18 protein-coding genes are annotated in these 21,120 nt (G+C 62.9%); 8 read left to right on the forward strand and 10 right to left on the reverse strand.

The genetic code is table 11. From position 1 onward, the window contains the following. The first annotated feature begins 103 nt into the window (after positions 1 to 103). Positions 104 to 1,120: a porphobilinogen synthase gene (gene hemB, locus V5B44_RS23050; RefSeq protein WP_332361383.1), complete on the forward strand. Its 1,017-nt coding sequence runs from the start codon at positions 104 to 106 to the stop codon at positions 1,118 to 1,120. Here the strand turns inward: hemB and V5B44_RS23055 are convergent. The 4 genes from V5B44_RS23055 to argB form a co-directional block, all read right to left on the reverse strand. Beyond that, on the reverse strand, positions 1,104 to 2,201 hold the full coding sequence (locus tag V5B44_RS23055) for an acyltransferase family protein (RefSeq protein WP_332361384.1): 1,098 nt from the start codon (positions 2,199 to 2,201) through the stop codon (positions 1,104 to 1,106). The two genes, hemB and V5B44_RS23055, sit on opposite strands and share 17 nt — an antisense overlap. Continuing rightward, positions 2,194 to 5,802 carry a bifunctional diguanylate cyclase/phosphodiesterase gene (locus tag V5B44_RS23060; RefSeq protein ID WP_332361385.1) on the reverse strand — a complete coding sequence of 1,203 codons (3,609 nt, stop codon included), beginning with the start codon at positions 5,800 to 5,802 and terminating at the stop codon, positions 2,194 to 2,196. Before V5B44_RS23060 ends, V5B44_RS23055 begins: the two co-directional genes overlap by 8 nt. 111 nt (positions 5,803 to 5,913) lie before the next feature. Continuing rightward, a complete protein-coding gene (locus V5B44_RS23065; protein WP_434735519.1) occupies positions 5,914 to 6,564 on the reverse strand; it encodes a pyrimidine 5'-nucleotidase in 651 nt (216 codons plus the stop codon). Positions 6,565 to 6,571: 7 nt separating this feature from the next. Continuing rightward, the gene (gene argB / locus V5B44_RS23070) at positions 6,572 to 7,459 is read right to left on the reverse strand and encodes an acetylglutamate kinase (protein ID WP_332361386.1); all 888 of its coding nucleotides are present in this window, start codon (positions 7,457 to 7,459) and stop codon (positions 6,572 to 6,574) included. Positions 7,460 to 7,582: 123 nt separating this feature from the next. On the opposite strand from argB, the gene gluQRS reads away from it, so the two are divergent. Beyond that, complete coding sequence (gluQRS, locus tag V5B44_RS23075; RefSeq protein WP_332361387.1) at positions 7,583 to 8,530, forward strand: tRNA glutamyl-Q(34) synthetase GluQRS; 948 nt, start codon at positions 7,583 to 7,585, stop codon at positions 8,528 to 8,530. Here the strand turns inward: gluQRS and clsB are convergent. Both clsB and V5B44_RS23085 read right to left on the reverse strand, forming a co-directional pair. After that, complete coding sequence (gene clsB, locus V5B44_RS23080) at positions 8,512 to 9,672, reverse strand: cardiolipin synthase ClsB (RefSeq protein ID WP_332361388.1); 1,161 nt, start codon at positions 9,670 to 9,672, stop codon at positions 8,512 to 8,514. The genes gluQRS and clsB overlap by 19 nt on opposite strands. A 66-nt stretch (positions 9,673 to 9,738) precedes the next feature. After that, positions 9,739 to 10,560, reverse strand: a complete 822-nt coding sequence (locus V5B44_RS23085) for a mechanosensitive ion channel family protein (RefSeq protein WP_332361389.1) — start codon at positions 10,558 to 10,560, stop codon at positions 9,739 to 9,741. Positions 10,561 to 10,809: 249 nt separating this feature from the next. On the opposite strand from V5B44_RS23085, the gene nirJ reads away from it, so the two are divergent. Continuing rightward, positions 10,810 to 12,006 (forward strand): heme d1 biosynthesis radical SAM protein NirJ, encoded by a 1,197-nt coding sequence (nirJ, locus tag V5B44_RS23090; RefSeq protein WP_332361390.1) that lies wholly within the window; start codon positions 10,810 to 10,812, stop codon positions 12,004 to 12,006. Next, positions 12,003 to 13,592: a cytochrome D1 domain-containing protein gene (locus tag V5B44_RS23095; protein ID WP_332361391.1), complete on the forward strand. Its 1,590-nt coding sequence runs from the start codon at positions 12,003 to 12,005 to the stop codon at positions 13,590 to 13,592. Before nirJ ends, V5B44_RS23095 begins: the two co-directional genes overlap by 4 nt. A gap of 53 nt (positions 13,593 to 13,645) precedes the next feature. On the opposite strand, the gene V5B44_RS23100 is transcribed toward V5B44_RS23095, so the two are convergent. Beyond that, positions 13,646 to 14,080, reverse strand: coding sequence for a hypothetical protein (locus V5B44_RS23100; RefSeq protein ID WP_332361392.1), 435 nt, complete (start codon positions 14,078 to 14,080; stop codon positions 13,646 to 13,648). A gap of 92 nt (positions 14,081 to 14,172) precedes the next feature. Between V5B44_RS23100 and V5B44_RS23105 the strand changes: the two genes are divergently transcribed. From V5B44_RS23105 to V5B44_RS23115, 3 genes are read left to right on the forward strand one after another with little or no spacing between them, the layout of a single operon-like run. Beyond that, positions 14,173 to 14,616 carry a DUF192 domain-containing protein gene (locus V5B44_RS23105; protein ID WP_332361446.1) on the forward strand — a complete coding sequence of 148 codons (444 nt, stop codon included), beginning with the start codon at positions 14,173 to 14,175 and terminating at the stop codon, positions 14,614 to 14,616. A 25-nt stretch (positions 14,617 to 14,641) separates the two neighbouring features. Further along, a complete protein-coding gene (locus V5B44_RS23110; RefSeq protein WP_332361393.1) occupies positions 14,642 to 15,313 on the forward strand; it encodes a chorismate--pyruvate lyase family protein in 672 nt (223 codons plus the stop codon). Next, positions 15,295 to 16,281 (forward strand): NAD(P)H-dependent glycerol-3-phosphate dehydrogenase, encoded by a 987-nt coding sequence (locus V5B44_RS23115; protein ID WP_332361394.1) that lies wholly within the window; start codon positions 15,295 to 15,297, stop codon positions 16,279 to 16,281. The genes V5B44_RS23110 and V5B44_RS23115 overlap by 19 nt, the downstream gene beginning before the upstream one ends. Before the next feature lie 31 nt (positions 16,282 to 16,312). Here V5B44_RS23115 and V5B44_RS23120 read toward each other — a convergent pair whose 3' ends face one another. From V5B44_RS23120 to V5B44_RS26890, 3 genes are all read right to left on the reverse strand, one after another. Next, positions 16,313 to 16,789, reverse strand: coding sequence for a tRNA (cytidine(34)-2'-O)-methyltransferase (locus V5B44_RS23120; protein WP_332361395.1), 477 nt, complete (start codon positions 16,787 to 16,789; stop codon positions 16,313 to 16,315). Between the two features lie 217 nt (positions 16,790 to 17,006). Then, positions 17,007 to 19,304 carry a penicillin-binding protein 1C gene (gene pbpC, locus V5B44_RS23125; RefSeq protein WP_332361396.1) on the reverse strand — a complete coding sequence of 766 codons (2,298 nt, stop codon included), beginning with the start codon at positions 19,302 to 19,304 and terminating at the stop codon, positions 17,007 to 17,009. Then, positions 19,301 to 20,857, reverse strand: a complete 1,557-nt coding sequence (locus V5B44_RS26890) for a hypothetical protein (protein ID WP_434735521.1) — start codon at positions 20,855 to 20,857, stop codon at positions 19,301 to 19,303. The genes pbpC and V5B44_RS26890 overlap by 4 nt, the downstream gene beginning before the upstream one ends. Between V5B44_RS26890 and V5B44_RS26895 the strand changes: the two genes are divergently transcribed. After that, a complete protein-coding gene (locus tag V5B44_RS26895) occupies positions 20,738 to 21,097 on the forward strand; it encodes a hypothetical protein (RefSeq protein ID WP_434735522.1) in 360 nt (119 codons plus the stop codon). The two genes, V5B44_RS26890 and V5B44_RS26895, sit on opposite strands and share 120 nt — an antisense overlap. Positions 21,098 to 21,120 lie beyond the last annotated feature (23 nt).

The following is a 21,120-nucleotide window of genomic DNA, read 5'->3' on the forward strand; positions in this document are numbered from 1 at the left end:
AGACGGCGTCGCCATCTGCGCATTGAGACGGCCAAAGCTTGCCAACAGTTCCCCGTCAGTGTAGGTTTTGTTATCAATTGTATCTATGAGCCGGGAAAATTCCATGGATGACCAAGCACGCTTCCCCGCGACACGCATGCGCCGCATGCGTCGTGACGATTTTTCGCGGCGCCTGATGCGCGAGTCCCGGCTGACTGCCGATGATCTGATTTACCCGGTTTTCGTGCTAGAAGGCGTCAAGCGCGTGGAGCCGATACCCTCGATGCCTGGAGTGGAACGGCAGAGCCTGGATCGGCTGCTGAAGACGGCCGAGAGGGCGCTTGCGCTCGGTATTCCCGCCTTGGCGCTGTTCCCGGTGGTCGACAGCGCCTGCAAAACGCCGGGAGCCGAAGAGGCACTCAACCCTGATGGCCTGGTACCGCGGGTGGTCGCCGCACTGAAAAAGGAGTTTCCCGAACTCGGCATAATGACTGACGTCGCTCTTGATCCCTATACCAGCCATGGTCAGGACGGGCTCATTGATGCTGACGATCCCGCCGGCTACGTGTTGAACGATGAGACGCTGGAGGTACTCGCCAGGCAGGCGCTGGTGCACGCGCAGGCCGGCGCCGACATTGTCGCACCCTCGGACATGATGGACGGCCGTGTCGGGCGTATACGCAGCGAGCTTGACCGCGCCCGGCAGATTCACACGCGTATCCTGGCGTACTCGGCCAAGTACGCATCGAGCTTCTACGGCCCATTTCGCGACGCGGTCGGATCCGCCGGCAGTCTGGGCAGGGGCAACAAGCACAGCTATCAGATGGATCCAGCGAACACGGACGAAGCGCTGCGCGAGGTGGCGCTTGATCTTGCCGAAGGTGCCGACATGGTGATGGTCAAACCCGGCATGCCTTACCTCGACGTTGTTCGGCGCGTGAAAGAGGAGTTCAATGTGCCGACGTACGTCTATCAGGTCAGCGGCGAGTATGCCATGCTCAAGGCAGCCGGACTGAACGGCTGGCTGAACGAGCGGGCTTGTGTTCTCGAGAGCCTGCTTGCCTTCAAACGGGCTGGGGCTGACGGCATCCTGAGTTACTTTGCGCTCGCCGCGGCAGGCTGGCTCAAAGCGTCTGCTTGACCACAGACGCCGAGCGCGTTCGGAGAAGCCCGTGTTGCGCCGGACTTTCGACCAGGCGGTAGAAAAGTGCACCGGCTGCGATGCTTGCCAGCCACGCGATGATCATGCCAGCCAGATTGACCCAAGGGTCGCGTGAAGCGAAACGCGCGAACAAGCCATTGATTATCAAGCAGATCGGGAAATGAACGAGAAAGACTGAATAGGAAATCTGTCCAAGATAGGCAATCAGGCGCGATTTCGGCCAGTGTTCGATAAAACCGCAGCGGCCAGCGAAGGCGAGCATCAGCGCGACAAGCAGCGCCACGGCAATACGTGGTCGGTAGTCGAGCAGCAGCGCGCTGATGACCAAGGCGAGTACAGGCACTAGCCAGGAAAACGTCCGTCGCTGGTTCGTCGCCCAGTAGCTGGCTATCCCCAGCGCGTAGGCACCGAAAAAGTACACTCCCCAATTGTCCCAGTCGCCGTCGCGATTGAAGTAGTAAAGCGATGACAGCGCCAGTGTCGTAACCAGCAAGGCTCCAGCGACCGGTACCGCCGCGCGCCGGCGACTGATGCCACGCGCGAGCCAGAGGGCGCCGACGAGGAGCGCGAAGAGCTGAAAGTCGATGGCAATGTACCAGACGCCTGCCGATAGTCCCTCGTAGCCGAGAATGCCTTGCAGCAGCAGCATGTGGGCAAGGACTTGAGGCAGGGTGGGCCGGTCCGGGACAGAGTCATGCGTCATCAGCGTGCGAGCGAGAGCCGCGCAGGCGATGCCGATCAGCACGGCGACCAGATAGGGCGCCACCAGTTTCAGATAGCGCTTCAGCAAGAGCACGAGCGGCTTGCTCGACAGCATCGTGCCGAATGGCGCGATAGCGCGTACCGCGAGGAAGCCGCCGATGACGAGAAAGGCCTGCACCGCCATGCGCGCGTCCTGACTCAGCCAACTGATCAGGGTCGGCGCCAGCGAGTAGGCGTGGTCGGACATGGGTCCGTAGAAGGCCAGGTGATGCAGGACGATCAACTGACAGGCCAGGGCCTTCAGCGTGTCGATGAAGGCAAGCCGTGAAGTGGCGCCAGTCGGGGGAGCCTCATGCATGGAGGAAGCGCATGGCGTACTCCTCGAAAGGCATCGGTCGGCCGCGCAGGTAACCCTGCATTTCGTCGCAGCCCTCCCGCGCAAGGAACTCACGCTGTGCCTCGGTCTCGACGCCCTCGGCAATCACCGTCAGTTGCAGGCTGTGGGCAAGCGCGATCACCGCGCGCACGATGGCACAGTCTTCCGTGTCGCCGGGTAGCCCGCGCACGAAGCTCTGATCCACCTTGAGCTTGTTGAGCGGCAGGCGCTTCAGATAGGCGAGTGAGGAATAGCCCGTCCCAAAGTCGTCGATCACCAGGCTCAGGCCCATGGCGCGCAGGTTGTCCAGTACCTGGGTGCTGTCCTCGGCATGGCTCATGATCGCACTTTCGGTGATTTCCAATTCGAGGAACTGCGCCGACAGTCGCGATGCCTCCAGTGTCTGGCGCGCGGTTTCCTGAATTCGGCCGCGGGCGAATTCCACGCCGGAAACATTGACCGACAATACGCCGGGATCGAGACCTGCGGCCACCCATGCCGCCCACTGGCAGGCGGCGTCATGCTGAACCCACCCACCGATCGGGACGATCAGTCCCGACTCCTCGGCAACCTTGATGAACTCGCCGGGGAGGACCAATCCTTGCTCGGGCCGTAGCCAGCGCACCAGCGCTTCGGCCCCCACCACCCTGCCACTGGCAAGGCAGAACTGCGGCTGGAGGTAGACCCTCAATTCCGCACGATCGATGGCATGTCGCAAGTTGGTTTCCATCTGCAGACGCGCCAGCGAAGACTGGGTCAGCTCCTTGGTAAAGAACTCGTAGGTGTTGCGGCCGCGTTCCTTGGCACGGTACATGGCCACATCGGCATTCTTCATCAGCGTCTCGGCGTCACCGCCATCCTCAGGATAAATACTGATGCCGATGCTGGCGCCGACGAAAAACTCCTGTCCGACGGTGACTGGTGCATTCTCCAGGACATCGAGGATCTTTTCGGCAATATGCGAGACGGCGATCGCTGCGCCAATGTCCTCGATGACAATCAGGAACTCATCACCGCCCAGGCGGCCAACCGTATCGGATTCCCGCATCAGTTTGCCCAGGCGCCCCGCCACCTCGCAGAGAACGCGGTCACCGACCTGGTGGCCAAGGGTGTCGTTGATGTTCTTGAAGCGATCGAGATCGATAAAAAGGACGGCCAGTCCTGTCTCATCACGGTGCGCACGTTGAATGGCTTTGTGCAATCGGTCGCCAAGCAGCAGGCGGTTGGGCAGACCGGTCAGGGGGTCGTGGTGAGCCTGGTGATCCAGCTGATCGTGCGCGTCCCGCAGTTCGGTGATGTCAGAGAAGACGCCGACGTAATGCGTCACGTGACCCCCGCGGTCCTTGACGGCGCTGATCGTCAACGACTGCAGAAAGGTCTGGCCATCCTTCCGCCGGTTCCAGAGTTCACCCTGCCACCGCCCGCAATTGCCAAGAGTCCGCCACATCTCGATATACACACCTCGATCCTGACGCCCGGACTGCAGGATTCGGGGGTTTCGTCCGATGACCTCCTCTTCGCTGTAACCGGTGATATCGGTAAACGCCCGGTTGACGGCGATGATGCAGCCATCTGGCGCGGTGATGGTAATGCCCTCGGCGCTACTGTCAAAAACCGTCGCGGCCTGTTGCAGGCGCGCCTCCATCCGCTTCCGATCGGTGATGTCGAGCATCACGCCAACCAGACCGCCGCCCGGGTCCCCCCTTCTGCCATAGGTAGCCTTGTGGAAGACCACATCGCGGTAACTGCCGTCGGCGTGCTGGACCCTGGACTCGTAGACCTGGGAGCCGCGGTGCTGGAACAGATCGTCGTCGGCACTCCTGTAGCGCTCGGCGAGGTCGCGGGGGGCAAGATCGTAGACGGTGGCACCGACCACGGCGTTTCGCGGTTTGCCGACCATTTCGAGAAAGGCTTGATTGCACCCGAGATAACGCCCTTCGCGGTTCTGGTAATACACCGGACCGGGAATGGCCTCGATCAGCTGACGCATGAAATCGAGCTGGTGTGACAATTCGCGGGTCCGCTCGGCCACCCGTTGCTCGAGTTCGAGGTGGCTTTGCCGCAGCGCCTGCTCGGCAGCGTGTTGGGCGGTGACATCTTCAAAGGTCCAGATCCAGGTGTCGTCATCCTGATGCTCGCCAAGGGTGCGGCCAATCGCGTGCACCCAGATCGGTGTGCCGTCGCGGCGGCAATAAAGGATCTCGCCGTCGAAGGTACCCGTCGTGGCGCCACTTCCATAGACCATGCGTCCGACCTCCTCCCAGGCCTCGTCACTGGAAAAAAGAACTCGGGTCGAGTGTTCCCTCAGGCTACCCGCCGGGTAGCCGAAAATCTCCTCGCAGCGGCGATTGCAGCGCAGGATCCGGCGTTCTCGCTGATAGGAAATGCCTATCATGGCGTTGTCAAAGATCAGCTGTTGTTCCCAGAGGCTCTCCACCAGAGCTTCCTCAGCGGCTCGTCTGGCGGTTACGTCCTGGAATAGCCAGATATGGCCCTCGTCCGGGTTTTCCGGGTCAAGCAGGCTGGCCGTGATCTGGCACCAGATCGGTGTGCCATCGGCTCTGCGATATGGTAGTTCGCCGACGAATTTTCCGGCCGCGTTGATGGCCGTGTGCGCGCGCTCACTGGCATCGTGCCATTCTGCTTCGCTGGCGAAGCAGACGCGGCTCGACTGACCGATGAGTCGCCCCGGCAGATAGCCGAACATTGCTTCCAGGCTGGGATTACAGCGGTGGATGACGCGATTGCGGAGAAAGGCAATCCCGATCGGCGCACGTTCGAATATCAGGGTCTGCTCTCGCAGCAGGGCGTCCATGGCACGGCTGGCCTGGCGCTTCTCGGTCACGTCCTCATACAGCCAGACGTAACCATCGTCAGGGTTATCCGGGTTGATCATGCTCCCGGTGATGTGAGTCCAGATCGGTGTTCCATCGCGTCGAAGGAACATCGTGTCGCCGCGGTAGATGCCATCTTCGGCAATCGCGGCGTACGCCCGCCGGCCGGTTTCAAGCCAGGCACTTTCGCTCGGGTAGTAGGTACGCGTCGAGCGGCCAATCAGCTCGGCTGGCGCGTAACCAAGGATCTCGGCAAAGCGTCGGTTGCAGCGCTGGATGACGCGATCGCGCAGGATCACGATGCCGGTTTCCGCGTTCTCGAAAATGAGGTGTTGCTCGCGCAGCAGACGAGCATTGGCCTCTCGGACCTGAACTTCCTGCGTGATGTCGCGAACGATCCAGACGGTTCCCTGGCGCGGCGCCGATGGGTCGATTGCCCGCGCGATCAGGTGCGCGATGAAGGTGGCGCCGTCGCGATGCGCCATCTCTGTCTCGAGGTCCACGATCTGCCCAACCCGCAACTGCGCGCGCACTTTCCGGCGCAGTGCTTCGCAGGCGGTGGTGGTCGGGTAGAAAACGAGGTCTGGCTGGCCCACCAAAGATCCCGCGGCCCATCCGAAGAGTTCTTCGGCACGTGGGTTGCAGCGGTAGACCCGGCGGTCTCGCATGCACACCACGGCGATCCCTGAGTGATCAAGGATTGCCTTAAATTCGAGCAACTGCTGTTCGAGTGAATCAGACTCTTGCATGGCGACGGACCAAAAGCTCCTTCGAACGAAGTCTACATGACTAAGGCCGCCCGGGGTAGCTTGCCCCGGGGGTGACCTCGATCGTCCTGCCGCAAGCAGCCGACCCAGCGCCTACAGACGCTGCAGATGTCTTGGCAGATCGAGCACGGAAACCAGCCGCTGGTCGACCCAGGAGGGCTGGCGTGTGCTTCCGCTTACCCAGACGGTCTTCATTCCCAGCCGCTTGGCGGTCTGCAGATTGGCCAGCGAATCTTCGACCATTATGCAGCGATGGGCATGCAAGCGCTCGCTGCGCAACAGGTAGCGGAACCCGCCAACGGCCGGCTTGGGTTGAAAGCGGATGCGTTCGACCGAGTAAACCGCGTCGAAGCAGGTCTCGATGCCGGCGAGTTCGAGTATCGCCTCGCTATAACGCAGTGGTGCGTTGGAGAAGACGAACTTGCGTCCCGGTAGCCGCCGCAGCATGGCCTTCAGGCCGCGTTCGAGGACCAGCATGTGCTTGAGGTCGGGGAACTGGTGGGTATGCCGGAGGAAATGGTGCGGATCGGTGCCGTGATGACGCATCAGGCCAAGCAGCGTGGCGCCGTAGCGCTGCCAGTATTCCTGCCTGAGGCGAGTCGCTTCGAATTCGTCAACGCTCAGATGCTCGCAGATGTAGCTCACCATCGAGCGGTTGATGTGCGGGAAAATGTGCGGGGTCGCGTTGTGCAGCGTGTTATCAAGGTCGAAAAGCCAGACCCGGGACGAGACTTTCAGGGCCAATGTCCGATCAATGCGACTTGATCATCGTCCCGACGCCATGGTCGGTCAGGATTTCCAGGAGCAGCGCGTGCTCGACGCGACCATCGATGATGTGTACGCTCTTGACGCCGTTGCGCGCGGCGTCGAGCGCCGAGCTGATCTTCGGCAGCATGCCACCGGAGAGCGAGCCGTTGGTGACCATGTCGTCGATCTGCTTTGGTGTCATGCCGGTGATCAGGGTGCCTGTATCGTCGAGGACGCCCGGCGTGTTGGTCAGCAGGACCAGCTTCTCGGCCTTGAGTATTTCGGCAATCTTGCCGGCCACGACGTCGGCGTTGATGTTGTAGGTCTCCCCATTCTTGCCGACACCGATTGGTGCGACGACCGGGATGAAACCTCCCGACTCCAGATGTCCGATCAGCGAGGGGTCGATCTGCATGATGTCTCCGACCTGGCCGACGTCGATCAGATCCTCGCTGTTGTCCTGGTTGGCCAGCAGTAGCTTTTTGGCGCGAATGAAACTGCCATCCTTGCCGGTCAGGCCTACCGCCTTGCCGCCTGCCTGATTGATCAGGTTGACAACGTCCTTGTTGACCTGGCCACCGAGCACCATCTCGACGATTTCCATCGTCTCTCCATCGGTGACGCGCATGCCCTGGACGAACCGCCCCTTCTTGCCGACGCGCTTGAGCAGATTCTCGATTTGCGGGCCACCCCCGTGAACCACCACGACGTTCATCCCGACGAGTTTGAGGAGAACCACATCGCGCGCGAAGCATTGTTTCAGGTTCTCGTCGGTCATGGCATTGCCGCCATACTTGACAACGATGGTCTTGCCGTGGAAACGTTTGATGTAGGGAAGTGCCTCGGCGAGAATGGCGGCTTCGTCGGCTGGGGTGATCGCGCGATCGCTCATGGGGGGAATCCTGTTAATGACCTCGAGATTTTACCCGGCGCCTGCGCAATTACAAAGGCGGCTGGCGTCGGTCCGCGTCCTGATCGGCGCCGCCAGCGCCTCGGTCTCTGATTGTGATCAAGAATGAGCGTCGCAAAGTCAAGGGACGGTAGTCGTGGTCTCCTTTACCGTGGACGTTTTGCACCTTCGCCGACCGGTCCTTTGCATTTTGGTTCGCTCGTTGCAGCGGTCGGAAGCTATCTTGATGCGCGGGCCAGCGACGGCGAGTGGCTGCTGCGCATTGAGGACGTTGATCAGCGGCGCACTGTCCCCGGAGCGGCAGACGGGATCCTGCGTACGCTCGAGGGATTCGGTTTTGAATGGTATGGTGAGGTCATGGTTCAGAGCCGGCGTCTGGATGCCTATCGTGCGGCCTTGGCCCGGCTTCAACTCGACGGCGAGGCGTATCCGTGCGCCTGTTCACGGCGCGAGATTGCGGCCTGCTTACCGCTACTAGCGGTAGATGGCGGGCTGTTATACCCGGGAACCTGTCGTCCAGGACTCGCCGCGGGACGGGCGGCGCGCGCCTGGCGAATGCGCGTGCCGGATCATGAGCTGTCTTTTCAGGATCGGGTACAGGGGCGCGTGCGGCAGAATCTGCAGAAAGCTGTTGGCGATTTCATTCTCCTGCGTGCCGACGGACAGTTTGCCTACCAGTTGGCGGTTGTTGTCGACGACGCTGCGCAGGGGGTCACTGCCGTCGTCCGCGGAGCCGATTTGCTCGACTCGACGCCGCGCCAGATCTGGCTGCAACAACGCCTTGCCCTGGCTCGGCCCAGTTATGCACATCTGCCGGTGGTGACCAACGCTGCCGGTGAGAAGCTCTCCAAGCAGACCCGGGCAAGAGCTGTCGATCCCTCGGCTGGCAGCGCGGTGCTTGCAGCTGCCCTGCATTTTCTTGGCCACGCCGTACCGCAGGACATCCGCGATGGCCGATTGGTCGATCTGTGGCGTTGGGCCATCGCCGCCTGGTCTATCGGGCGGGTGCCGGCACGGCGCGGTGTATATCCGGATCAGTGTTTGCCGCCGTAACCGGCGAGGCCTACCAGCATGCGGACCAGATTGTAGCTTACCCAGCGCAACAGGCGGGAATGCCATGCCAGTTGCTCCCAGCTGTCGACAGGTAGTTCGCGGGCGCCATCCTGCATCGCCTGGCGAAGACTGCGCCGCAGCTCCGTGGCGAACTTTGCATCGCGAGTGACGACGTTCGCTTCCCTGGCGAGCAGCAGGCTGAAAGGATCGATATTGGACGAACCGACGGTCGCCCAGTAGCTGTCGATGACCGCGACCTTGGCGTGCAGGAAGCTGCGCCGATACTCGAATATCCGTATGCCAGCACCGAGTAGCTTGCCGTAAAGCGCCTGTGTGGCGTAATGCATCAGGCGGTACTCGACGCGTCCCTGCAGCAGGATGATCACCCGTACGCCACGCCCTGCCGCATCGCGCAGGGCTCGCCGGAAGCGGCGGCCGGGCAGGAAGTAGGCATTGGCGAGGATGATCTCGTGCTCAGCCGCGGCGATTCCCTCAAGGTAGGCCTCCTCGATGTCGCGCCGGTGGCGGATGTTGTCCCTTATCAGAAAGGCTGCTGTCTGGTCCCCTCGCGGTATCGGCTCGTGGCGTGACGTTTTCGTCAGTCGGTAGCGGCGATTCAGCTTCGCCCACAGCACCATCTCCCAAAGCCTGTGCAGCGCCAGCTGAATTGGCGTCAGCAGCGGGCCCTCGACACGCACCGCATAATCGTAGCGCGCCGGCATCTGCTGCGGGCCGTTCAGATCGTCGATGATATTGATACCACCAACGAAGGCAATCTCCCCATCAACGACCGCCAGTTTTCGGTGCAGGCGACGCAGGCGATGGCGACGCAAGCGGAAACGTGCGATATCCGGTCGGTAAACCATTGTCTGGACGCCAGCCGACACCATTCCCGGCTGCAGGCGATCAGAAAACTCGGGGGCACCGAAGCCATCGACGAGCACCCGCACCGTAACGCCGCGGCGAGCGGCATTGGTCATCGCATCGACAACAGCCCGCCCGGTCGCATCGTCCGCGAAAATGTAACTTTCGAGATGGACATCATGCCGAGCTTCGTTGATCGCCGCGATCAGTGCCGGAAAGTACTCCGCGCCGCTGTTCAACAGCGTCAAGCGGTTGCCGGGCAGGAACCTAGGCGCCATCGTGCTGCGCTGCCTGGCGGCAGGCAACCCCCGGCACGGAGTTTCGCGACCCGGTCGCCGTCGAGTCTATTGCTGATTGACGAACACCACCTGCGCTGGCATCGGCGCCGGGAAGCCAGCTGCCGAGAGCGATTCACGGATCGTCCGGTTGGTGTCGAAATAGACTTGCCAGTAGTGGTCCGTGTGGCAGTAGGGACGTACGGCCAGCACCGGGCCAACGAGATTGAATTCGAGAATCTCGACATCAACCGCCGGGCTCTTCATCACGTTGGGAATAGACGCGATTTTCTCCTTGAGCAGTGCCATCGCTGCCGCATGATCAGCCGCCCCGGACAGCTGTGCCTTCAGATCCACCCGCCGATAAGGGTTGGTCGAGAAGTTCTGGATGGTGTCGGAGAAGATCTTGCTGTTGCCGACCAGCGTGAGCACGTTGTCTGGCGTATCGAGTGCCGTGGTGAACAGGCCGACCTCCTTGATCGTGCCGGTGATGCCGCCAACCGTGACGAAATCACCCACCTTGAGCGGTCGCAGGATGATCAGGAAGACGCCACCGGCGAAGTTGGCCAGCAGGCCCGACCAGGCCAGGCCGATGGCCACGCCGGCAGCAGCGAAGAGGGCAGCAAAGCTGGTGGTCTGGATGCCGAAATAGCCCAGGATGCCAATCACCAGGATGATATTCAGAGTGACATTGATGACCGTCCCGAGGTAGCGCATCAAGGTCGCATCGACCTTCTGACGGCCCAGTGCGTTTTGCACGAGACGTCCAACGACGCCAATCAGCCACCGACCGATGATCCAGAAGGCAATCGCCGCGAGCACCTTGATCCCAAGTTCCGAGCCGGTTTGCAGTACGATTTCCTGCCAGCGAGAGATGTCCTGCGCATTCATGAGTTTCTCCTATCCGTTGAAGGTCAGCCAGTTTCCCATTGTCCTGTCGACCGCGCAAGCCCTCGGGGCACGCGCTGGCGTCAGCGCATAGATACTTTCACCGTCGCGCATTCGCCGGCCTGTGCGCGCGTGCCGCATATCCTCTTCGGTGCTGCTTCCAGGCAGGTGACGTCGGAGCCCTTGATCCAAGTCAAAGCCACCCTGACGAGCCTGCTCTCTAATGGTCCAATTTCTGCTGGAGATTGCACGGTGTTTCGCATATCGCAGTACATGCAGGAGCTCTTGGCGCCGACACTACCCGGGCCCAAGCGAAACCCACCGGCGCCAGTGGTGATCTGGAATCTCATCCGGCGCTGCAATCTCACCTGCAAGCACTGCTATTCCATCTCCACCGACAAGGATTTCCCGGGTGAGCTGACGACCGACGAGGTCTTTGCCGTGATGGATGATCTCCAGCGCTTCCGCGTGCCGGTGCTGATCCTCTCCGGTGGCGAGCCCCTGTTGCGCCCGGACATCTTTTCTATCGCCCGCCGGGCCAAATCGATGGGCTTCTACGTCGGTCTATCGTCGAACGGCACCCTGATCGACGCTTCGAACATCGCTCGCATCGCGGACTGTGATTTCGACTACGTCGGTGTTTCGCTTGATGGCATCGGTGAAACGCACGACCGCTTCCGCCAGATGAAGGGCGCCTTCGAAGCCTCGCTGCGAGGCATCCGCCTGTGCCGTGACCTCGGCATGAAGATCGGTGTCCGCTTCACGATGACCCAGGACAACGCGCACGACCTGCCGCACCTGCTCGAACTGGTCGAGGACGAAGGCATCGACCGCTTCTATTTCTCGCACCTCAACTATGCCGGCCGTGGCAACAAGAACCGTCAGGATGACGCCCAGCACCGACTGACCCGCTGGGCAATGGATCTGCTTTTCGCAACTTGTTGGGAGTACCAGCAGCGGGGACTGCACAAGGAGTTTACCAGCGGTAACAACGATGCCGACGGCGTGTATTTCCTGCATTGGGTGCAGCGGCGCTTTCCCGACAAGGCAGCCAACATTCGCGCTCGCCTCGTCCAGTGGGGTGGCAATTCATCGGGCGTGAACGTCGCCAACATCGACAACCTCGGCAACGTCCATCCCGACACCATGTGGTGGCATTACACTCTCGGCAACGTTCGCCAGCGTCCCTTCTCGGAAATCTGGATGGACCTCTCGGACCCGCTGCTGGCGGGTTTGAAGCAGTCCCCGCGCAGTGTCTCAGGGCGCTGTGGCGAATGCCAGCACTTCGACATCTGCAACGGCAACACCCGCGTCCGTGCGCAGCAACTGACGGGCGACGCGTGGGCTGAGGACCCCGGCTGTTATCTCGACGACGAGGAAATCGGTGTCGCCCCCGGCCGTGAGCGCCTGACGGTCACACCGCACATCCGGATACGGAGAACGTCATGAAATGGCATGCGGGCTTCTCAGCTTTCTGTCTGACAGTCATTCTTGTCGGCGCTCCGGCGTTTGCCGGTCCCGCCGACGTCAAGGTCTTGTACCAGGAGCACTGCGCTGCCTGTCATGGTGAATCGCGGTTGGGCGGTATCGGCCCGGCGCTGTTGCCGGAGAACCTCGAGCGCTTGCGCCGGCCAGACGCCCTGAAGGTCATCCGGGAGGGGCGTGTGGCGACACAGATGCCGGCCTTCGGCGACAAGCTGGATGCCGACCAGGCCCAGCAACTGGCGGAATGGATCTACAGCAAGGTCAGCCCGGCGCCGGTATGGGGTGAAGCACAGATCCGCGCGTCGCAGGTCGTCAATGCCGATGCCGCGAAGCTGCCAGCGCACCCCGGCGCGGGACTGAAGGGAGCTGATCCGCTGAACCTGTTCATTGTCGTCGAGACCGGCGACCATCATGTGTCCGTCCTCGACGGTGACAAGTTCGAGCGCCTGCACCGCTTTCCCAGCCGCTATGCCCTGCATGGCGGGCCGAAGTTTTCGCCGGACGGCCGCTTCGTCTATTTCGCCTCGCGCGACGGCTGGATCACCAAGTTCGACATCTACAACCTGGTCGTCGTCGCCGAGATACGCGCCGGCCTGAACACACGTAATGCAGCAGTTTCGGGCGACGGCAAGTGGGTCATGGTCGCCAATTACCTGCCGCACAGCCTGGTTCTGCTCGACGCAAGGGATCTCTCGCTGGTCAAGGTGATTCCGACCTTGAACGCCGCCGGTAGCACGAGTTCTCGGGTGTCGGCCGTTTATGATGCTGCGCCGCGCAGGAGCTTCGTCGCAGCGCTGAAGGACGTGCCGGAGGTTTGGGAGATCAGCTATGATCCCGACGCGGAGCCGATTGCCGATGGGCTGGTACACGACTACCGGTACAAGGAAGGCCACTTCAAGCCGGCCATGTTCCACCCGCGCCGGACGATGCTCAATGACTGTCTTGATGATTTTTTCTTCACCCAGGGTTACGACGCAGTCCTGGGTTCGTCTCGTTCGGCGCCCAGGGGCCAAGTGATTCTCCTCGACTTGCGCCGGAAAATCGCCGACCTCGACCTGTCCGGCATGCCGCATCTTGGCTCGGGGATTACCTGGAAGTGGAAAGACCCGTCGGGGCGCGAGCGAACCGTGATGGCCTCGCCCAATCTCAATGAAGGCCTGGTGACCGTGATCGACCTGGGCAACTACCAGACCGTCAAGCAGATCAGGACGCTCGGACCCGGATTCTTCATGCGCAGCCACGAGAACACGCGCTATGCCTTTACCGACTCGATGATGAGCAAGGAACACAAGAACACGCTGCAGGTAATCGACAAACAGACGCTCGAAGTCGTGGCGCAGATCAAGGCTGAGCCCGGACAGACGCTGGCGCATGTCGAGTTCACCCGGGATGGCCGTTACGCGCTTGCCAGCCTGTGGGAAATGGATGGCGCGCTGGTGGTGATCGATGCGCGGACGCTGAAGGAAGTAAAGCGCATCCCGGCGAAGAAACCGGTCGGCAAGTACAACGTCTGGAATAAAATATCGCGTTCAGAAGGCACCAGCCACTGATCAGGTCGGCAGCACGGGGCGGATCGGTCGGGTGCCACTCGCACCCGTACGCTTCACCGGTCGACGGCGAGGCGGGTTTCATCGGGGCGCCAGGAGGCGAGTTCGCCGCCTGTTGAGGCAATGCGATAATCAGGACCGGGACCGTCGAGAAAGCTGGCTATGAGAAAAACCACCCACAGGCTGTTGCGATACCTTCTCGCCTTGGGCTTGTCCTTGTCCTGTGCGGCCACCTTGGCCGTACCGAGGGCTGCCGAGCATGAAGATGCCGAGGTGACCTTCGGCGGCGCCGTCGGGGCGCCGCCGAAGCCCGCGGCGAAGCTCGCCACGCAGCCGCCCAACAAGGGAAGCAAGGCCGCAGGGCAACCCGTGGCCAAGGAAGCCGGGCAGCCGACCGGAAAGAAGAAGAGCGGATCAGCGAAGCCGGCAAGAGCCGCTTCATCCTCGACCTCCAAGGCTCCCCAGCCGACGAAGGCTGCCGAGAAGGCCAAGCCCAAAGGCAAGGCAGGGAAGAAATAGTGACCGTCGTCGTCAGGTGGATCGTCTGTTCTGGTTCCTGATCGCAGTCCTTCCGGAGTCTCTGATGGCCCACACGTCTCTGTCGTTGATCGCTCTCTGGCTGCTCCTCACCGCGCCAGTCGCTTCGGCGCAAATGCCGCGCATCGAGCTGAGTGCCGGTTTCTACCGGATTGACGCGGAGGTGGCCGCGAACGAGCCGAATCGGGCACAGGGTCTGATGCATCGCCGCACCATGCAGACCAACCAGGGGATGCTGTTCGTCTTCTCCCAGGCGGGCCGTCATTGCATGTGGATGCGCAACACGTACCTGCCGCTCTCGGTGGCCTTTCTTGACCAGGAAGGGCGCATTATCAACATCGAGAACATGCAGCCCGAGACCGAAGATAACCACTGCGCTGCGAAGGCCGCGCGCTTTGCGCTGGAAATGAACCTTGGCTGGTTTTCGAGCAAGGGCATCAAGCCGGGGGCGCGCATTGGCGGGATCGAGAAATCCCCGGCTCCACAGTAGTTGAAAGGTAGCCCTCCGGCTTGTCATGATGAGCGTTGCGGAAAACCGGCAGTGGCGCAGCAGTCTGCTGCGCACAGCCGACAGCAGCCCCTTCATCCCCTGGCTGCGCCACCGCGGTTCGTTGACGGCACGCATCCAGGCCAGAGGGAGCTTCGCTGTGCGGGTGCTGCGCCAGGGCCTGGGCGCAGCAACGGACGATGAAGCGCTGGCGCTCGGCCTTGAGCGTGGCGCACAGGCCTGGGTCCGTGAAGTGGCGCTGAGTTGTGAGGATCGCGTCGTCGTCTTCGCCCACACGGTTCTACCCTGTCGACCGCGTGGCCCGTTGACCCTCTGGTTGGCGCGCCTTGGCAATCGCTCGCTCGGCGCCCTGCTCTTCGCCGATGCTGGTTTCACCCGAGGACCGATGAACTTCAGGCGGCTCGACTGCCGGCATGCGCTCTTCTTGCCAGCGCTGAACGCCCTGCAATTCGCCGATCCGGCTCCGTTTACCCTTTGGGCTCGTCGCTCGCATTTCGGCTTCGGTGCGCAATCAGTTCTGGTGACCGAAGTTTTCTCGCCGACCCTGCTTCAGTTCGATACGTCTGACCCCGCCAGCACCGCCAGCACGGTCCGATCTGGGGCCACCGACGCGCGCCGCAGCGAGTCACCAGACAACGCCATTGCAGGAAAGGAAGATCAATGCGCATCGCGGTTCTAGGTGCCGGGGCCTGGGGCACTGCCCTGGCCATCGCTTTCGCCCACAGACATTCCGTCGTCTTGTGGGCACGCGATCCTGACCAGGTTACAAGCATGCGAACTGCCGGTGAAAACAGCCGCTACCTGCCGGGGCATCGCTTTCCTGCCTCGCTGGCGCTGGCCGCCGATTTCACCCTGGCCACCGATGGCGCCGACCTGGTTCTGATCGCCGCTCCGCTCGCCGGTTTGCGTACGACGTTACAGCACCTGCGCGATGCGCGGATCGGGACGCCCTTTCTGTGGCTTTGCAAGGGCCTGGAAAGAGGTACCGGACTGTTGCCCCACCAGGTGGTGCGCGAAGTGCTCGGCGAGCGTCTGTGTGGCGTTCTCACCGGCCCCAGTTTTGCCGATGAACTGGCACGGAACCTGCCGACGGTGGTGACGATCGCGTCGGCCGACGCCGGCTTCGCGCTCCGTTGCGCCGAAAATCTGCGCTGTCCACGCCTGCGCATCTACGCTGGCGATGACGTCGTCGGCGCTGAAGTCGGTGGCGCGGTAAAGAACGTCATGGCAATCGCCACCGGCGTCTGTGATGGCCTCGGGCTGGGCATGAATGCCCGTGCCGCCTTGCTGACTCGCGGACTGCACGAGATCACCCGTTTTGGCAAGGCGCTGGGCGGACGCGCTGACACCTTCATGGGCTTGTCCGGGATGGGCGACCTGATTCTCACCTGTACCGGCGATCTTTCGCGCAACCGGCGCGTTGGCTTGTTGTTGGCGACCGGTAAACCGATTGACCAGATCACCGGCGAACTGGGCCATGTGGCGGAAGGCGTGCCCGCCGCACGCGAAGTGCAGCGCCGTGCTGCTGCGCTGGGCATCAAGATGCCGATTACCGACTGGGTGTGTGCCGTTCTCGACGGCAGCATGACGCCGATTGAAGGGGTTGCCGCCCTGATGGCGCGCGACATTGGTTTCGAGGACGAGTAGGGGAGAAGCGCCCGGCGAGTAGCCTGCGCTGTCAAGTCGCGCCAGGGTAGCCGATCTGGCGCCAGGCTTCATAGACTGTGACGGCGACGGCATTCGACAGGTTGATGCTGCGATTGTCCGGCAGCATTGGCAGGCGCAGGCAATGGTCGGCGCCGAACTCGGCGAGAATTTCCGTTGGCAGCCCGCGCGTCTCGCAGCCAAAGACCAGCACGTCGCCCGCCCGAAAGTCCGCGTTGGCGGGATGACGGGTGCCCTTGGTGGTGAGCGCAAAGCGTTGACCCTGTGGTGAGAGCTCGGCCAGCACCTTGCAGCAGCATGCCCAGTTGGGATGAACGTGCACCGCTGCCAGCTCGGCATAGTCCATGCCGGCGCGCCGAAGCCGCTGTTCCGTCAGCTCGAAGCCGAGTGGCTGCACCAGGTGCAACCGCGCCCCGGTATTGGCACAAAGCCGGATGATATTGCCGGTATTGGGCGGTATTTCGGGGTGTACCAGTACGACCTCGAACACGTGTTAGCCTAGGGAAAGTGTTTGCCAAAATCGGTGTGCCCGCTCGGTTCCGCGGACGAAAGCTGACGGCACGTCATACGTCCAGGATATCCACCATGGGCTGCGCGCACCGGCAAGAAGGCAGAGTCCGTCGAATGATCCGGTAAACAGTGGTTGATCGTTTGCCTGGCCGCCGAAAGCCTGGCGCCGCGCCCGCCTTGCGCGGGGGCGACAGCGCTCAGCGTACACTGATCTCGACCCGGTCATAGCGGCCAGCGTCGTCCATGACCGTGATCCGGTAGCGTCCCGCCTCGGCGAATTCTTGCTGCAAGGCGCGATTTGCCGGGAGACGGCCGAGCTGGCGGCCGTTGAGCAACCAGATCAGGTCGTTCTGGCTGCCGCGCGCTTCGAGACGCAGTTGTGGCTCCGACCCGTTGGCGGCGCGACGGATCGTTTCACCGTCACTGACGCCAACGATCTTCAAGCCACCTTCGGGAGCCGGTGTGCTGCTGCAGGTCGGCGCCCAGGCGGGTGGCAGCGCCTTCCTGCGCGTTGCAGTATCGAGCCAGGGTTCGAGGGCTGCCGGCCAGCGTGCCATTTCCACCGCCTGCATCTCGCCGGTGGCGCAACTGGCGCGTACGCGCATTGCGTTGGCGGCATCGAGGTAGTCGGTGTAGCGCGCGGCGCTGCCCCGCAATCTGTCGGGAAAGGTTGGTGGCGCCGTGTCGTTGAGAAGCCATGCGGTCCTTTCCTGATGGCACAGTTCCGGCGGTGTGGTCTCGCTACGGGCGCCTAGTGGCCAGCAGATTTTCGCCGACGAGACGCTGGTCGGCTGAATTCTCGCCGGTGGTGGCGAATTGTCGATCACCGAAAAGACATCGACCAGCAAGGGCGCCGCGATGTTGGCGCCGAAGAAGCCGGGATTCGGTGTGCCGTCAGGGCGCCCGACCCAGATGCCGACGGTAAACCCGTCGCTGACACCGATTGCCCAGGCGTCGCGGAAGCCGAAGCTGGTACCGGTTTTCCAGGCGATGCCGCGGCGCGTGCCGACGCCGCCTTCGACCTGCCGAGCTAGCGGGCCTCCCGATTCGAGGACGTCACGGATGATGAACGCCGCACCTTCGCTCATCATCCGCGCCTCTTCGTGCGGGGCGTCGGGCAGAAAGCGCGGTCGGCCGCTGATCCCGCCACGCGCCAGCGCCGTATAGGCGCCGACGAGGCCCTCGAGCCTGACCGCTGCGCCGCCGAGGATGACGCTGAGATTAGGTTCGGTGCCCCGCGGCAGCTCGAGTTTCAGGCCGCCACGGCGCAGCAGGGAAACGAAGCGTTGCGGCCCGAGCCGCTCGAGAACCTCGACCGCCGGCACGTTCAACGATTTCTGCAGGGCTTCCGAGGCGCTGACCGGACCGCTGAAGTTGGCCTGGAAATTGCCCGGCTGGTAACCCGAGAACGACTGCGGTACGTCGGCCAGCAGCGATTCGGAGTGAATCAGGCCCTCGTCGAGCGCCAGGCCGTAGAGAAACGGCTTCAGTGCCGAACCGGGCGAGCGCGCCGCCTGTACCATGTCGACGTGCGCGAAGCGCGCCTCGTCGGCAAAATCGGCCGAGCCGGCGTAGGCGCGAACTTCCAGCGTGCCGTTGTCGACTACCAGCGCTGCCATCGACACGCGCGGTGGCAGCACTGCCAGGCGGGATGACAGCAGTTGTTCGACGGTCTGTTGCATGCCGGCATCGAGGGTACTTTCGATCCTTGCCACGCCTGGCTGCAGCCGCCGCAGGCGTTCGGCAAAGAGCGGCGCCAGCAATGGCTCGCGAACGGTCTGGGCGATCACGGGTTCGCGCCTGGCGTCGGCAACGGTTGCTGCTCCCCAGCGTGATTCCATCCGTTCCAGCACCTTGTCGCGCGCGCTCCGCGCGCGTTGCGGGTAGCGGTCCGGTCGCAACCTCGACGGTGCCTGCGGCAACACCGTCAGCAGCGCCGCCTCGGCTGCTGTCAGGCGCTGTGCCGGCTTGCCGAGGTAGGCCCGGCTGGCTGCCTCGACCCCTTCGAGAACGCCGCCCATCGGCGCGAGGCTGAGGTAGATCTGGAGGATTTCGCGCTTCGAGCAGCGCAGCTCAATCTGCAGGGCGCGGGCGACCTGGCGCAGCTTGCCGACCGGGGTGCGCGGCATCGGTTCGAGCAGGCGGGCAACCTGCATGGTCAGCGTCGAGCCACCGGAGATGACGCGGCCATGCTCCAGCCAGTGCGCGCCGGCACGCAGCAGGGCCCAGGGATTGACTCCGGGATGCCACCAGAAGCTGCGATCCTCGTAAGCCACCAGCGCTTCAAGATAACGCGGCGACACCTCTGCGAGCTGCACCGGGTGGCGCCAGATGTGCGCCCGGTCCGGAAACGCACGCAATGGCGTGCCGTCGCGCGCGACCACAACCTGCGCTTTCGGCGCTGACCCTCGGGGAAGCGGTGGCGGAAAAAGCTGGTCGGCGATCAGCAACAGCGCCAGCGTGGCGGCCAACGCCAGCCGCAAAGCCCGTCTCACTTCTTCGTGCCAGCGTCTTTTTCCGCGCTGCCGTCGCTGATCAGCAGCACCTCGTCGCCACCAGCGAGACCGTATATTTGCGGCTGGTACATGTCTTCAGCGTAGCTCGGCGGCACGACAAAGCGACCGGGGGTGACAACCCGCACGCGGTAGAAGAAGGGCATCTGATCGGCGAGCCTGGCGGCGACCACGAAGCGGTCGTCGCGGAACTCGACGTGACGGATGTTGCTGTTCTGCATCGCCTGTCGCGGATCAATGCCACCGACGGTCACCACCGACTGCTCGCCCTGAACGATGTTGGCGTTCTCGATCTCGAGTCCGGCCGGCAGATGGTCCACCACCAGGCCGTTGGCGTGGCGTCCGGCGGTCTTCACCTGCAAGCGCACGATGGCTGTTTCTCCGACGCGCAGCGGGCGATTGCCGAGTGGCTGCCCGTCGGCAGTAAACCAGTCACGCTGCAGATCGAAGGCATCACGCCGCGCGGCAGGCATCCTGAGCGGATGGCCGGTGAAGGTGAGTTCGACGAACAGGCGCTCCTTGCCAGGGTTCCTGATCCTGATCCCGGCGGCCAGTTCGCCGGCTGACAGGGCCTTGAACTGCGTGCCCTTGCCGGCGATCGGCTGAGCCTGCCCGCTCGCCAGCAGCTCGGCGTTCCACTCCTTGCCCGCGTCGGTGACGAAACTGCGCCCGAGCAGGAACAGCGCAAGCCTCTCCTGCGTGCTGTAGTAGCGCTGGCTTGCCATAGCGCCAGCCACCTGGCTGACGAGATCCTCGCGCCCTTCGGGCTTGAGCTGATGTTTCTCGAGCAAGCTGTAGATCATCGCCCAGTCGCGCAGATTGCTGCCGTAATCGCCCCACCAGGCGTGCTCCGGGCCGGCGCGTGGCTTCCTGATGCCTGCTTCGATCGCACTCCTGGCGCGTGTCTCGTCACCCATCAGCTTGAGCGCCAGACCAAGGTGTACCAGCGACAGGCCGGAGTAGGCCGCCGCTTCGGACTCGTGCAACTGGCGTAACGTCGCCAGCGGCGCCTTGCCCTGGCGCGCCAGCACATAGGCACCATAGGCGAGTACCGCGAAGCGACCGGAACCGGCGTAACGGGTGTCATTCCAGATCGAGTTCTGGTTGTACTTGACGTTTGCCGTCGGCAGGCCGGCAATCCCCTCCTGAAGCCCCTTGAGCAGGAACTCGAGCGCCCGCTTCTCGACTGCAGGCGGGACGTCGAAGCCCTGTTCGCGCGCGTCGAGCAGGAAGTTGCTGATATAGGCGGAGAGCCAGTACTGGTATTCCCCCGGATTGCCCCACAGGCTGAAGCCGCCATTGGGCGCCTGCATGCCGGCCAGTCGACCAATTGCCTTGTCAAGCATCTCGGCACGCTGGGCCCGCGAGAAGGGTTTGAGAGCGAACTGCCTGGCCGCCGCTTCATCGATGAAGACATGCGGGTAGGCGCTGCTCGTCGTCTGCTCGGCACAACCGTAAGGATAGGCCAGCAGGCCCTGGACGGCGCTGCGGACGTCGATCGGCGCGCGGTCCGAAATCGCCAGCGTCGCCGACACGCTTTCGCGCAGGAAGCCACCGAGCTCGGCATCACGCAACTCGACCGTTTCGCCGGCGGCGACGCCCAGGCGCTTGACCACCGATTGTCGCGGCGTTGGCGCCTGCACCTGCAGCGGGAAGCTGCGCCGGATTTTCACCCGCGGGCTGTCGGCCTGGACCTGCACCTCGGTGAGGCCAATGGCGCGACCCGCTTCGACCGGAAAGCGCAGGATCCGCTTCTCCTGATCCTTGAGCGTTAGTACTTGCTCCCCGCCCTTGATCA

It is taken from the genome of Candidatus Accumulibacter necessarius, assembly GCF_036625085.1.

What these genes read in the sequence shown, in the direction of transcription:
- hemB (WP_332361383.1), top strand. Translation starts at nt 104, where the DNA reads ATGGATGACCAAGCACGCTTCCCCGCGACACGCATGCGCCGCATGCGT.
- V5B44_RS23055 (WP_332361384.1), bottom strand. Translation starts at nt 2,201, where the DNA reads ATGCATGAGGCTCCCCCGACTGGCGCCACTTCACGGCTTGCCTTCATC.
- V5B44_RS23060 (WP_332361385.1), bottom strand. Translation starts at nt 5,802, where the DNA reads ATGCAAGAGTCTGATTCACTCGAACAGCAGTTGCTCGAATTTAAGGCA.
- argB (WP_332361386.1), bottom strand. Translation starts at nt 7,459, where the DNA reads ATGAGCGATCGCGCGATCACCCCAGCCGACGAAGCCGCCATTCTCGCC.
- gluQRS (WP_332361387.1), top strand. Translation starts at nt 7,583, where the DNA reads ATGAGCGTCGCAAAGTCAAGGGACGGTAGTCGTGGTCTCCTTTACCGT.
- clsB (WP_332361388.1), bottom strand. Translation starts at nt 9,672, where the DNA reads ATGGCGCCTAGGTTCCTGCCCGGCAACCGCTTGACGCTGTTGAACAGC.
- V5B44_RS23085 (WP_332361389.1), bottom strand. Translation starts at nt 10,560, where the DNA reads ATGAATGCGCAGGACATCTCTCGCTGGCAGGAAATCGTACTGCAAACC.
- V5B44_RS23095 (WP_332361391.1), top strand. Translation starts at nt 12,003, where the DNA reads ATGAAATGGCATGCGGGCTTCTCAGCTTTCTGTCTGACAGTCATTCTT.
- V5B44_RS23105 (WP_332361446.1), top strand. Translation starts at nt 14,173, where the DNA reads ATGGCCCACACGTCTCTGTCGTTGATCGCTCTCTGGCTGCTCCTCACC.
- V5B44_RS23110 (WP_332361393.1), top strand. Translation starts at nt 14,642, where the DNA reads ATGATGAGCGTTGCGGAAAACCGGCAGTGGCGCAGCAGTCTGCTGCGC.
- V5B44_RS23115 (WP_332361394.1), top strand. Translation starts at nt 15,295, where the DNA reads ATGCGCATCGCGGTTCTAGGTGCCGGGGCCTGGGGCACTGCCCTGGCC.
- V5B44_RS26895 (WP_434735522.1), top strand. Translation starts at nt 20,738, where the DNA reads ATGCGGGTAGGCGCTGCTCGTCGTCTGCTCGGCACAACCGTAAGGATA.